The following is a 13,734-nucleotide window of genomic DNA, read 5'->3' as shown; positions in this document are numbered from 1 at the left end:
CTAAACAGGAGTACCATACATTATGAAAAAATCAAGATTAACCGCAGCTCTTCTGGCATTTGGAATTTCTGCTTCCATGATATTCCAGACACCTGTATATGCTGCCGAAGATACAGCAGTCACTGCTGCCGCAGCATCCACGATCACAACCAATTCCATAAGCGGGTGGCCTCAGGGCCCGGATATCACATCCGCAGCCGCTGTAGTTATGGAAGATACCACCAATACCATCCTCTACGCAAAAGATATGGATCAGTCACTTTCTCCTGCAGGTGCAGTGAAAATTATGACCTGTCTTCTGGCTCTTGAAAACAGTCAGCTTACTGACCAGGTGACAATGACAGAAACTGGTGTTTCCGGTGTTACAGACGGAGGTGCACATATCTCCTCACAGCTTGGAGAAGTTTTTACCATGGAGCAGTGCCTGTATGCTATTATGCTGGCCTCTGCCAATGATATCGCACTTCAGATCGCAGAACAGATCGGAGGATCTGTAGAAGCATTTGTGGAGAAGATGAACTCCCGTTCACAGGAACTGGGCTGTACCAACACGGTATTTACCAATCCGACCGGTCTTCCGGATGATAACCAGCATACTACTGCTCATGATCTTGCACTGATCATGCAGGCAGCTATTAATACTGACGGTTTCCGTGATATCGCAAGTGCGACCTCTTATACAATACCTGCTACCAATGTTTCCGGAGGAGCCCGCAACCTTACCAGCAGTTTTTCCCTGACCAACCAGACTGCATCTGCTTATTACAGCGGATGTATCGGCGGCCGTGAGAGTACAACAACAGCTTCCGGAAGCGTTCTTGTCACAGCAGCAGAGCGAAACAGCACAACTCTTATTTGTGTTGTTATGAACGGAGCCACCGGACAGACTGCCAACGAAGCCACCACGCTTATGGATTATGGTTTTGGCAACTTCCAGCTTCTGGATCTGGGCCAGGAAGATTTTCATATTCTTTCCGGCGGACAGGTGATGATTCCTTCCGGTGCAACATCTGATGATCTCACCACAGAAGATACAGAATCAGACGGACAGATCAGCCGTACCTATTCTTTTGGCGGCACACAGGTTGGAACTGCAGTCATCGAAAACACTGTTGAAGATTCCGCAACGGCAGATAGCCAGGAGAACGATACGAATATGGAAGCAGCCAGAGTTTCTCAGAACGCTTCCCCGGTTCCTTATTTTATCATCGGCGGAGTCGGCGTTCTTCTCCTTGTACTTCTTCTCCTGAAAATGATCAAGGTTATTAAATCCTGATTGAATTGGCGGCCACTCTACAAAATATAAAAAGGGGATGCGAAAAACTCAATCGAGTTTTTTACATTCCCCTTTTTATATTTTAAAAATCTTCAGCCCTTCTTCTGCATCCTATCTGACAGCAGTTTTTCTCTTTCTCCTGTATCCTGTAAAAGCCACAAGCCCAAGATACACAATCCAGCACACGCCGCCTGCTATCATTCCGGATCTCAGTCCCGGAACCTGGTAGGTAAGCTCGATCTGATGCTCCCCTTCTGCAACTTTAAATGCAAGGAATCCGATATCACCTTTAAGGATTTCAGTCTCCTCACCGTCAACAGTTACAGTCCAGCCCTTTTCGTAAGGAATCATGCACATTACATATCCATCGGCCTTTGCATCCACGGTTCCTGTCACGTGAGAATCTTTTTCCGGCGCATTCAGTGTTACCTCTGAATTCTCCTGCGCTTCTGATACAGCATCAAGCTCACTGATATCCCCTATTTCTTTTCCACCTTCCACAGCTATGGCATTCTCAAGAAGAGTCTCCCTGTTTTTCTCTCTTACATCCTTCTGGCAAAGCTTCTTCAGGCTTTCTTCTGAGATCGTATTCTCATAAAATCTGGCAACACTGCCTTCCTCTTTATTACGGTAGAGACAAATTTTCCCAAACCGGCTGATCAGCTCATATTTACTGCTGTCCAGTTCCGGATTCTTTGACATAAGGTAACGAACTCCCATAAAAGCTCCGAACACATTGTCATCTGCCATCTGCCAGAATGTGTAACGGTTCCTGTCCAGATAACAGAATTCCGGATAACAGGTCTTTACAAATTCTTTTATATTTCCGTTCATAACAGAGTTATAGGTACTGATTCCTCTGTAATTCTGTGCAAGGGAATCCATGGAAATCGTTCCTGCCGAATAATCCTTCTCAACTCTGTAGAATTCCGGATCTGCCTCTTTTAAATAAGCCAGCGTATCCTGCACATCCTGACTGTAAAGCTCTCTGTAATAAGTCTGAGGCCTGGCAAACATGGCCCCAGCTGCCGTCTCCTCATCCTCAGCCTGCTGCCGCTCATTAAATGCCATAGTCTGGGCATCCATCTGTTCTTCCGGTGTATCTGTTTTTTTCAGGCAGATCCTGTCTGTGTAGGTGATCCCGCCTTCTGAGATTACATTTATTCCCAGCATCAGGATCAAACATCCGGTTATCACTCTGCGTACAGCCTGTTTCCGGCAGAATCCCAGAGTCAGAACGCAGAGTACCATCACACTTCCGGTCACTGCAAGAAGCACTGCATTTATCCTGTATTCCCTGAAAATACTGTCCTCATATCCCGCCATGTACGCACGGATCATCAACACCTCCGTGATCACAAGTCCGACAATACTGATCTTTCCCTCAGCTTTAAGATAATCCCACATCCACGCAAATACCATAAGAAAAACTGCGATCAGAATGTATGTATAGCGGTTGGTGGCCGGTGTTGTAAACGCATTGAACACGATTCCTCCACCTGGAAAGATCAGGCAGGCCAGAATCAGGACTGCCGCTGTATAAACTGCAGCTTTTACCCGTCTCTTCGCATCACTTCTCCAGAACAGGAGCAGAAACTGAATAAGAAAGATCACCGCAAGCGTAGAACAGAACAGCACCGGTGCCTCATAATAATTCTTATATCCTGTATACCTGGAATTTCCCATAGTCTGCAGGTTCTGCAAATTCGTTGAAAACGGCCGGATCAGAAGTGACTCATAATAGGATATTTTTTTATACGGATAAAAACATTCCTTCAGAAATTCCACAAGCCCGCCTCTGGCCGGTGCAACTCTGGACGAATTCATAATATTCGCAGCCATTGGAAGAAATACTCCAAGACTCATTCCGATTCCCAGAACCATCTGGGCACAGCCGCTGAAAAACCTGCGTAATCCTGTCTTAAAATCTTCTGCATCCATCACAAGCCGGAAGATCAGGTAGAATCCGGCACCGATCAGCGTCATATAGGAAAGATAGACACTGTAGATCCCGCTTAAGAACACTGTCACCGGAAAAAGCGCGCGTCCCTTTTCCCTGCGGATAAATTTCTCCTCAAAAAGAAGGATCAAGGGCAGATAGACCACCACCATACCGAACTGGTAATGCTGCCCCCACACAAGGAGATATCCGTTCAGTCCATAGACAAAAGAGGCCAAAAATCTGGACTGTCTGCTGTACTTAAACTCTGAGAGGAACCAGTAGAAAATCCAGCCTGCAGCCATGATCTTCAATATCTGCAGAACAACCAGATAATACAGCATATGTGCAGGTCCTAAAACTACTCCTATCAGACAGATCAGGATCAGAGACGGGTCCGCCTGCAGAATGGTAAAAAGATTCGTTCCAATTCCATTGGTAAAATCCCAGAATGAAAAATTCCCGTCACGGAGATGGTTCACGATATCAGCATAGTACATTGTGTACTGCTGCCAGGTATCCCCTCCAACATCGTCAAAAACCAGCACTGAGTCACCAAACAGATACTGACGGAAAATAAACAGGCAACTGAAAAACAAAGCTGCCAGAAGCAGCAGCCTTGTCTTTGATTCTTTTGTTATATATTTTTTCATGAGCCCTGTCCTCCTAGATCCGCTTCAGAGAAAAGTCCTGGCTTTTCAGTGTCAGATTCGGGTTGTAATAGGGATCACCGTTTTTCAGGATATCCGGCCATTTTTTCTCAAAGATGGAGATCTCACGGTTGAAACGTGCCACCTTCTCCGGTGTATCCTCCAGACCTCTTGATTTGGATTCATAGTGATAAAGCTCTGCATACGGATTGTACACGATCAGGTATCCTGCTTTTCTCAGCTTCATGCAGAAATCAATATCATTAAATGCAACTGCAAGATCCTCAGAAAGTCCCCCCACCTTCTCAAAGGCACTGCGCTTCACCATCATGCAGGCTGCTGTGACAGCACTGTAATCCTGGGCACAGATAATACGGTGGCAGTATCCTGTCGTTCCTCTTGGCTGCATCACAAAGCAATGCCCTGCAATTCCGCCAAAGCCGATCACAACACCTGCATGCTGGATCGTGTCATCCTCATAATACAGTCTGGCTCCTACTGCACCTACATCGCTGCGCATGCAGTACCCAAGAAGCTCTTCCAGACAGTCCGGATTGATGATCTCCGTATCGTTATTGAGGAGCAGGAGATACTCTCCTTTTGCAAAAGAAGCTCCATAGTTGTTGATGGCAGAATAATTGAATACTCCATCCCAGTAAACTACATGGGCTCTTTCATTTTCCTTCTCGAGCTTCTTATAATATTCAAATGTGGCAGGATCTGTACTGTTATTTTCCACAATTACATACTCGTAATTTTTGTAAGCAGATTTCCGGTCAATGGAATCCATACAGCGTTTCAGATCATCAATGTGATCCTTGTTGGGAATGATAATGGAGATCAGCGGATCGTAGTCCCGCACAAATTTCGTTCTGTACAGGCCAAGGAACTCTCCGTCCAGAACCTCTGCATTCACACCGATCCTGTTGTAATGCTCCTGCACAGCTCTTCGTCCTGCGTCAAAAGCATAGGTCTTGCTCTCCGGATTCTCAGCTGTGGAATCCTCGTGGCATCTCCAGTGGTACAAAATCTTGGGCACATGACAGATTTCTTCATCCTTCACAGCTTCCACACAGCGAAAAACAAAATCGTAATCCTGGGCTCCGTCGAACTCTTTGCGCAGCATTCCAACTTTATCTACTACCCTGCGGGATACCACAAAAAGATGGCAGATATAGTTTACTGTGCAAAGAAGATCCGGATTGTAATCCGGCTTAAAATGCGGCTGGAAGAATTTGTGTCCGTCCATGGACATTTTATCTTCATCAGAGTAGATCACCAGTGTCTCCGGCTTCTCGTTGAGAGCCTTCACACATTCAAACAGTGCATGAGGTGTCAGCTCATCGTCATGATCTGCAAATGCAATAAAATCCCCGGTCGCTGCTTCTATGGCACTGTTTGTATTCTCGGAGATCTGCAGTGTACAGTCGTGGGAGATCACTTTGATCCGTTTATCTTTGGCAGAAATTTCCTTCAGGATTCCTGCGATCGGAGAATTATCCCCACTTCCGTCAGAAAGACACAGCTCCCAGTTGGTATATGTCTGCTGCTGAATGGACTCCACCAGCCTGCGCAGATATTTCTCCGGTGTTTTGTACAGCGGTACAACAATGGATATCTTCGGGCTGTAGCTGAATTTTGTTCTTCTCTGCTTCTCCAGTTCTGCCTTGCCCGGAAGATGGCGGGTGATCCACTTCTGATATGGGATCTCTCTTGTGGAAACTGTGCGGATCTTGGATACCACTTTTCCGGCAAGAGCTGCACCTCCCTGGGATTTCCAGTAACGGATTCCTTTTTTTACATACTTATCAGCTTTTTTTGCAAGAATATCGAGTTTTCGAAGTGGAACAACTTTTACTGTTTTTCTGTCTCCTGCGTAGAATACCACATAGAGACATTTACCGGAAACACCTGTCACCTCCGTGAAAAATCCTGTTTTCTCCGGATGCTCGATCTCATCGTAAAGCTGATCTACATCCACACGGTCTGTTCTCTGGATGTCTGCTGCCAGCTGTTCTTTATTCTCGTCATAAATGCGGATGGTCACAGGACTTTTTGCGATAGCCCAGCCTCTTAAGCGCACCATTCCCTGCTGTACTTTTTCTTCCTCAAAATACACCTGTGGCTTGTCCCGCTTTTTTTCAAGCTCTGCAGCTGTGATGGAAAACCACACGGTTCGCTTCCCTTCAGATGCTGCATAGATCACCAGCTTACGGTACTCATCCAGCTGATCCGGCATCTCTATCGTCATAGTGATCTGCTCACCGCGCATAAGATCCGGATCTTTAAAACGCTCCATGGCACTTACGATCTCAAGCTTCTCCACTTTCACCGGGAGCTTCTGACTGTCCAGGCAGACTTCCACTTTCGCTTCTTTCGGCCAACTTCCCTGTACAATATATTTATTTCTGTCCAGCAGATGAAATCTTTCTCTTGTTACTTCAAATATTTCCTCAGGCATGATACTCCCCATTTCTTTCTTCTTTTCGCAGAGAACAGTCCCCTTCTTTCAGGGACAAATTCGGACTGTAGTACGGATCACCTTTCAGCAGGTCTCTTCCCCATTTGCGCTTAAAGCATTTCACCTCTTTTCCGAAACGAAGCTGCTTCTCCGGTGTATCCTCCAGTCCTCTTGACTTGGATTCATAATGATAAAGTTCTGCATAAGGAGTAAATACGATCTTTTCTCCCATGCTGCGAACCTGCATGCACAGATCAATATCGTTAAATGCCACACGAAGCTCCTCGTCAAAACCGTCTGTATCGCAAAATACAGATGCTTTCATCATCATGCAGGCCGCTGTGACAGCACTGATCTCCTGCACGGAAACCAAGCGTCCCATATATCCGATCTCATCCCGGTTAGCCTTGCACATGATATGTCCGGCAATTCCGCCAAGTCCCAGCACAACACCTGCATGCTGGATGGTATCATCCGGATAGTACAGCTTTGCACCAACCATTCCCACGCCCTTCTGCTGGCAGATTTGAAGCATCTCCTCCATCCAGGACGGGGTGATGATCTCCACATCATTGTTCAGGAACAGAAGGTACTCACCTCTGGATTCCCTTACAGCAAAATTGTTGATGGCAGAATAGTTAAATTCTTTTTTCCAGGTTAGTACTCTCACATTGTCGTATCTTCTCTGCAGTTCCTCATAATATACGAAGGTATCTTTCTGCTCGCTGTTGTTCTCAACCACAAGGATCTCATAATTCTTCCAGGTAGACTTCTCCTCAATGGAAGTTATGCAGAGATCCAGATCATCGATATGATCCTTGTTGGGAATGATAATGGAGATCATAGGCTCACCGTCAATGGCTACATGGCTTCTGTACCAGCCCGGACGGTCTGTCATCTCCACCTCTGCCTTAATTCCCAGTCTCCTGTAATGATCCTCCACTGCACGCTTCCCTGCCTCAAAAGCATACCGCTTGCTCTCCGGGTTAGCTGCCGTGGAATTCATATGGCTTCTCCAGTGGTACAGAACTCGCGGGATATGAACGATCCGTTCTGCCTGCTCACAGCACCGTAAGATCAGGTCAAAATCCTGTGCTCCATCATACTCCGGCCGGAACGTACCGGTCTGTTCCAGAAGACTTCTCTTAAATGTAAAAATATGACAGATATAATTATTCTCGCGAAGACGGAACAAATTATAGTCCGGCTTGAAATTCGGCTCAAAATAATGTTTGCCATCCATGCTGACTTTATCTTCGTCTGTGTAGATCACATCTGCCTTCTGTTCTGTAATGGCCTTCGCAATGTGGAACAGCGCGTCCGGTGTAAGAACATCATCATGATCACAGAGCAGGATATACTCTCCTGCTGCCAGCTTCATGGCTGCATTGGTATTCTCTGAGATTCCCTTGTTCTCTTTCAGCTTTTTATAAGTAATGCGGTTTTCTTTTCTGTATTTTTTATTGAGAAAAGCTCGTGTTTCCGAACCCTCACTGCCGTCTGCAAGACACAGCTGCCAGTTTGTGTAAGTCTGGGCTCTCACAGAATCGATCAGCTCTTTCAGATATTCCTTGGGCGTGTTATAAAGAGGAATCACAATACTGATCAGAGGTTTTTCTTTAAATACAGTCTTCTTCTGTCTCAGAAGCTCTTTTCTGCCGGCTGCATGAGATTTCAGCCATTCCTCATAATCTACGGAAACACTGTCCGGCTGATGGGTTGCCACATAACGCAGGAATTCTTTCAGGCCTTTTTCTTTAATATAGGCTCTGTTTGCATCCTTATTCTCTATGGAAAACAGGTTCATCCTCTGGTAAAAAACGGATTTTTCTTTTTTCAGTTTCCAGACATCCACCAGATATTTCTTCTGCGTCTTCGGTCCTTTAAAGCAGACCAGGAGCTCCTTGTTTCCGGTTTCTTCCAGGTCCACCTGAATGGAAAAACCGATCTCACGGCTTCCGGAAGCTGTAATTCCACGCTCTTCTTCCACATCCGGACGTCTTCCCCGGTTTATGGTGCATTTCACCGGTTTCCCTGCGCGGTCTTCCACAAAAATCTCATCGGATCCCTGCTGATCCAGTACCCATCCTTCTACAAGAAGTGTATTTTTTCCCAGGATCTGCTCTTTATCAATACGATATTCCATCATGCAGTCCATGCAGAAAGCTTTCAGTTCTTTCCCTGTGGAGGAAAAGATCACTTCTTTCTCACTTCCATCAGAAAGAAATACTTCCAGCCTTGTATATTTCTCTGCCAGAGTCAGGATCTCCGGAATCTTCAGGGTGAATCCTGCATCCCAGACTTCTCCAAGTTCGGACAGACTTCTGGCAACATCAGCTCTGTCAAACCTTACCGGCTGCGAAATGGAAATCTCCTCTCCATCTCCCTGCAGGAAAAAAGTAAGCGCGGGATTTCCCTGCTCTGTAGCCCATCCGGTCAGGATCAGCGTATGAGCATTCCTGTCATTGTATTTTTTTTCATCAACATTCCAAAGTATTTTTGCCATAGTCATATCCCTCTTGTGAACAGCAGCACTCTGTCATATTTTTTTGAATTTACGGTATGCACGCCATAAACGGCTGTGTTTCATAACCTCAAGCATTTTTTCATTTCCATCAATCTCAGCGCAGATCTGACGGAGCTTCCGCTCTTTGTTCTGATATTTCTGCCAGAATTTCTGCCCTGCTTTTTTCTCATCTGTAAATTCCAGATCGATCTCTATAAATTCTGCATTTTCCGGAATTTCCTCAATGATGATCTGAGGATCCTCACCTCCGAAATAGTAAGTATCTCCACCCAGGCTGCATCCTTCTGTAAAAAACTTCACAGGTGTTCCGTCTGACCAGCTCATCCTGCGGATATGCAGGCCGCTTCTCAGTTCACCCGGATCAAGTCTCAGCTTTCTGGTGTGAGCAGGAAGCATTACTTTGGCATAGACCTTTTTGTTCTTTATCGGATATTTTCCGGAATCTGCTTCATTGAAGTCTCTGCCTGCATCCCAAAATACCTGCAAACTCTGAGAAGCTTCCAGTTTCTTCACCTCATAAAACTGCACAGCATCCGCCTTGCCCGGTGAAATCCTTTCATAGAGGTTCAGCATGGCATTGTGGCTGCCAAGCATGTATTTCTGGAAATTCTTCTCCATCTCAGCATAAGCTTGGCATTCTTTCTCTGTGAGGCAGGCTTTTTCATAGAAGCCTCGGCTCTTCAGATTTTCACGTTTTCCATCACTTTCCAGATAATAGTGGATCATGCGGTACACAAGGAAATTGGACGGTACCGGGAAAAAGAATGTCCACTCGTAATCGATGACAGTAGCTTTTTCGCCTTCGAGTATTACATTTGCAGGAACAAAATCAATGTTGGAAAGTGGTGCAGCTTTCAGGTTCTCCGGCAGCTCTGCATCGCCGAATACTTTCACGAATCCCTCTGTTTTCTGAAAATCTTCCTTCTCATGAATCTGTTTCACTTTATTTATATAGGAAAAAAGCAGTTCTTCTGCCTGGTCGTTTTTTCCTTCTTCCAGAAGAGTATCCAGCCTTTCTTCCAGAGTCATGCCTGTAAGATATTCAAATTCTGCGGCTTCAGGCTGTGCCTTGCAGCGATTTACCCGGATTCCTGCAGCTGCATAAAGTCTGCCAAGCTCTTCGCAGATTTTCTCCAGACCATTTACATGGCTTTCTGCCTCTTTTGTTTCCGGAACTTTCTTTACGACACGGCTGCCGTTTCCTGTGTGATCGATCTCTGTGCGGATGTCAAATTTCCTGTCCCTCTCATTGGAAAACTTGGCATAGATGGTTTCCATCTCAGGCTGTTCCTTACCGATCATAAGCAGGAAAGAATTGGCAAATTCCTGATACAGATCATTATCAAGAAGTGTATCATATACCGGTGATTCCTGGAAAAGCTGCAGCCGGAAGCGGTCAAAATTATATTCTGTCCGGTTCAGCTCGCCTTTTTTCGGAAGATATTTCTCAGAATATACAGTCATCGGGAACTTGTAATCCGGAAACGGATAGTACCAGGATGCCTTCAGGTTCCCGGCCTGTTTCAGGATCTGACGAAATTCTTTTCTTGTAAAAGTCTTGACACCATTTGTCCTTGGATAGCCTTCCAGCCCCTCGAAGAGAGTTCCGAAATGATCCTCTGTGCATCCGGCCCAGTATTTCAGGCCCAGACGGTTCTCAATAGCAAGAATGATCCTTCCGTCCGGTTTCAGATGTCTGGAAATGATCTTCAGAAAATCCACATATGGATCTTCGCTCTGAATATAAGCCTCCCCGTACTCGAACACTCCGATCAGGGTAATATAATCGTATTTCTCTGTGAGATTTTTCTCGATCTCCTGGAAATTTCCCACCAGGATCTTAAGATTCTCCTGGTTTCTGTGGCGGTAGGCATTGATACGGCTGCGCTTCATGGAAAGATCAATACTTGTCACCTCTCCTGCATTACGGCACAGCGCACCTGTGACAGCACCGCATCCTGCACCCACTTCCAGAACTTTCTCGTCTCCCTTAAAAGGAACCCAGCTTAAGATATTCTCCCTGATATGGGAAAAATGATACAGGATCGGCCAGCTCTCCTTTTCTGCGATCACACGGTTAAATTCTTCCGGTGCGTAATCTCTGGCAATGGATAACATCTCATCCTCAATAGCACCGTCACTATATAAGTCTTTACCCGGATAATACGTGGTATCCAGGAATACCTTTCCGATTTTTTCTCCCATACTTAATCCTCACACTGTATTTCTACTTTGGAATTCATATCATAAAAGCCCACTGTATTCTTCGCGGAAACTACCGTGATGTTGCAGGCATCATAGAGTCTGTGGAACACAGTAAAATCACCGTCTTTATAGCCGGTACATCCGAAAGAAAGCAGATACTCCCCGCCCTGGAGGTTCATCTCCTGGGTAAAAGTAGCTGTACACACATCACCTTTTCCTGATTTCTCTACCTGTACTTTCTCAAACATGGTGTTGGTTCCTGTGATCTCCGTCCCTTTTATATTCTTAAAGGTATAAGCCATAATGGGCTCCTGGATATCCTCGTTGAAACGGACTTTCATGCAGATCCGGAAACTGCTGCCTTTCTCAATGGTATTGGAGCGGACTCCCTTATCATCCACCACCTCGAAATCAATGATCTCAGCCATACGGTTTCCGTACTCCAGCATGTTCGGGTTGGCCTGAAAATTGCCTTCGCCCTTCTCCTCTTTTGAAGGAGTTCCTGATTCTTCCTGCTGCTTTACAGGATCCTGCCCTACCAGAAGCTGCTTGTAAAGATCTACCATCTGCTTCGGAGAGCCTTCATCCATCTTCACACCTTTATTCAGAAGAATAACCCTGTCGCAGTATTTTGACACACTACTCAGGTCATGACTTACGAACAGTATGGTCTTTCCCTGTTTCTTGAACTCTTCGAATTTATGATAGCATTTTGCCTGAAAAAATACATCACCTACTGACAGTGCCTCGTCAACAACAAGGATCTCCGGGTCAATATTGATAGCAACAGCAAAAGCCAGACGCACGAACATACCGCTGGAATATGTTTTTACAGGCTGGTGTATAAAATCTCCAATATCTGCAAAATCCAGGATATCATCAAGTCTGGCATCAATCTCTTCCTTAGAAAATCCGATCATGGTTCCGTTAAGATATACATTTTCAAGACCGGAATATTCCATATTAAATCCTGCGCCCAGCTCCAGAAGTGCGGAGATACGGCCATTAACCTTTACCTCTCCTTCTGTCGGAGTCAGCACGCCGGTAATGATCTTTAAGATGGTGGATTTACCGGAACCATTGGTTCCGATAATTCCCACACACTCGCCTTCCTGAATGTCGAAATTCACATCATGAAGTGCGTAATGCTCACGATAGAGCTTCTTCTTAGTAAGCCCAAGTGCCTCTTTCAAGCGGTCAGAGGGCTTGTCATAAAGCTTATACATCTTGGTGAGATGGCTCACCTGTATTACATTTTTATTATCCACGTTCTTTCTTTCCTCCACATTCTCTACAGTACATCTGCAAAATGAATGCGCAGACGTTTAAATACCCAGCTGCCAAACAGGAAGCACAGGATCGTAAATACCCAGAAATAGACCGTCCATCCTGCATGCTCAAAGAACCAGGACTTCATAAGGAAGGTATCTCTGTATCCTGAGACCACATAATATAACGGATTCAGCTTCAGGATTTTCTGAAGTGTCTCATGTCCCTGAAGTGAAGTCTCGGCGATCCACATGATCGGTGTAAGCCAGATTCCAACCTGAAGTGCAATGTTGATGATCTGAGTCAGATCACGGAAAAAGATCACGATCGCACTGGTTGCATAGCTTAATCCCAGAACAAGGATAAACACGCAGATGCTGTAGTAGATCAGCTGAAAATAATACACATCCGGGAATTTTCCATATGCCGCATACAGGATAATGGTAAACAGCACAAAGAAACAATGTACAAACAATGCGGAAATAATCTTGACAACAGGCAGCACACTGATATTGAATACTACCTTTTTGACCAGATAATTATATTCCAGCATAGAGTTGGTTCCTCCGATCAGGGCATCCTGAAAAAAGAACCATGGCACAATACCTGCTACCAGATACAGAACAAACGGTACTCCAAGATCTCCTGTACCGGAACGAAATCCCACAGAGAATACAAACCAGTATACCAGGATCGTGATCACAGGCTGGATAAAAGCCCACACGATTCCCAGGTAGGAGCCTGCATATCTTGTCTTGAAATCATTTTTTGCCAGCTTGAATATCAGTCTTCTGTTTTTATAAATGTCCGTTGGTAAAGAAAAAATCGTTTTCAAATCTCATGCTCTCCTAATTATTTACGGTACTCTTTAAAGCTTCCCCATTTTGTATCCTTGTCAGAGAAGCTTAATTCCATTCCCTCCGGGATCGGCCACTCAACTCCGATATCAGGGTCATTCCAGATAAGTCCGCCCTCATCATTTGGATGATAGAAGTCAGAGCATTTGTAAACGAACTCCGCATGCTCGGAAAGTACAAGGAAACCATGCGCAAATCCCTTCGGGATAAAGAACTGCTTCTTGTTCTCAGCGGAAAGTACAACACCGAACCACTGTCCGTATGTTTTGGAACCTTCACGAAGGTCAACAGCTACGTCAAATACTTCACCGTTTACAACACGTACAAGTTTGTCCTGCGGGAAGTTGATCTGGAAATGAAGTCCGCGGAGAACTCCTTTGTGGGAACTGGACTGGTTATCCTGAACAAACTCCACGTCAATTCCAGCTTCTCTGAAATCGTTGTAATTGTAGGTCTCCATAAAATATCCTCTGGCATCACCAAATACTGTTGGCTCTACAACTTTCAGTCCTTCAATATCTCCGCACTGTGTAACTTTGATTTTTCCCAT

Annotated in this window: 8 protein-coding genes; 1 reads left to right on the top strand and 7 read right to left on the bottom strand. The window is 45.3% G+C overall.

Features of this window, described 5'->3' with window-relative positions; genetic code table 11:
* Positions 1-22 precede the first annotated feature (22 nt).
* The gene (locus AC04Q4_RS15305; RefSeq protein ID WP_476389252.1) at positions 23-1,276 is read left to right on the top strand and encodes a D-alanyl-D-alanine carboxypeptidase family protein; all 1,254 of its coding nucleotides are present in this window, start codon (positions 23-25) and stop codon (positions 1,274-1,276) included.
* Positions 1,277-1,387: 111 nt separating this feature from the next.
* On the opposite strand, the gene AC04Q4_RS15300 is transcribed toward AC04Q4_RS15305, so the two are convergent.
* Genes AC04Q4_RS15300 through rfbC form a run of 7 tightly spaced genes read right to left on the bottom strand, consistent with a single transcriptional unit; the run spans position 1,388 to position 13,734 of the window.
* Positions 1,388-3,868, bottom strand: a complete 2,481-nt coding sequence (locus tag AC04Q4_RS15300) for a YfhO family protein (RefSeq protein WP_476389251.1) — start codon at positions 3,866-3,868, stop codon at positions 1,388-1,390.
* A 13-nt stretch (positions 3,869-3,881) separates the two neighbouring features.
* Positions 3,882-6,326 (bottom strand): glycosyltransferase, encoded by a 2,445-nt coding sequence (locus tag AC04Q4_RS15295; RefSeq protein ID WP_476389394.1) that lies wholly within the window; start codon positions 6,324-6,326, stop codon positions 3,882-3,884.
* Complete coding sequence (locus tag AC04Q4_RS15290) at positions 6,319-8,832, bottom strand: glycosyltransferase (RefSeq protein ID WP_476389250.1); 2,514 nt, start codon at positions 8,830-8,832, stop codon at positions 6,319-6,321. Before AC04Q4_RS15290 ends, AC04Q4_RS15295 begins: the two co-directional genes overlap by 8 nt.
* Before the next feature lie 33 nt (positions 8,833-8,865).
* The gene (locus AC04Q4_RS15285; RefSeq protein ID WP_173738572.1) at positions 8,866-11,058 is read right to left on the bottom strand and encodes a methyltransferase; all 2,193 of its coding nucleotides are present in this window, start codon (positions 11,056-11,058) and stop codon (positions 8,866-8,868) included.
* Between the two features lie 2 nt (positions 11,059-11,060).
* Positions 11,061-12,326, bottom strand: coding sequence for an ABC transporter ATP-binding protein (locus AC04Q4_RS15280; RefSeq protein WP_330594904.1), 1,266 nt, complete (start codon positions 12,324-12,326; stop codon positions 11,061-11,063).
* Positions 12,327-12,349: 23 nt separating this feature from the next.
* A complete protein-coding gene (locus tag AC04Q4_RS15275; protein ID WP_119239148.1) occupies positions 12,350-13,162 on the bottom strand; it encodes an ABC transporter permease in 813 nt (270 codons plus the stop codon).
* Positions 13,163-13,179: 17 nt separating this feature from the next.
* Positions 13,180-13,734, bottom strand: a complete 555-nt coding sequence (gene rfbC, locus AC04Q4_RS15270; RefSeq protein WP_173738571.1) for a dTDP-4-dehydrorhamnose 3,5-epimerase — start codon at positions 13,732-13,734, stop codon at positions 13,180-13,182.

This window comes from Blautia sp. HA8986 (assembly GCF_056504635.1).
Note: the sequence above shows the minus strand (reverse complement) of the source record. Positions and strands in the feature narration are given on the sequence as shown.

What these genes read in the sequence shown, in the direction of transcription:
- AC04Q4_RS15300 (WP_476389251.1), bottom strand. Translation starts at nt 3,868, where the DNA reads ATGAAAAAATATATAACAAAAGAATCAAAGACAAGGCTGCTGCTTCTG.
- AC04Q4_RS15305 (WP_476389252.1), top strand. Translation starts at nt 23, where the DNA reads ATGAAAAAATCAAGATTAACCGCAGCTCTTCTGGCATTTGGAATTTCT.
- AC04Q4_RS15290 (WP_476389250.1), bottom strand. Translation starts at nt 8,832, where the DNA reads ATGGCAAAAATACTTTGGAATGTTGATGAAAAAAAATACAATGACAGG.
- AC04Q4_RS15295 (WP_476389394.1), bottom strand. Translation starts at nt 6,326, where the DNA reads ATGCCTGAGGAAATATTTGAAGTAACAAGAGAAAGATTTCATCTGCTG.
- AC04Q4_RS15285 (WP_173738572.1), bottom strand. Translation starts at nt 11,058, where the DNA reads ATGGGAGAAAAAATCGGAAAGGTATTCCTGGATACCACGTATTATCCG.
- rfbC (WP_173738571.1), bottom strand. Translation starts at nt 13,734, where the DNA reads ATGGGAAAAATCAAAGTTACACAGTGCGGAGATATTGAAGGACTGAAA.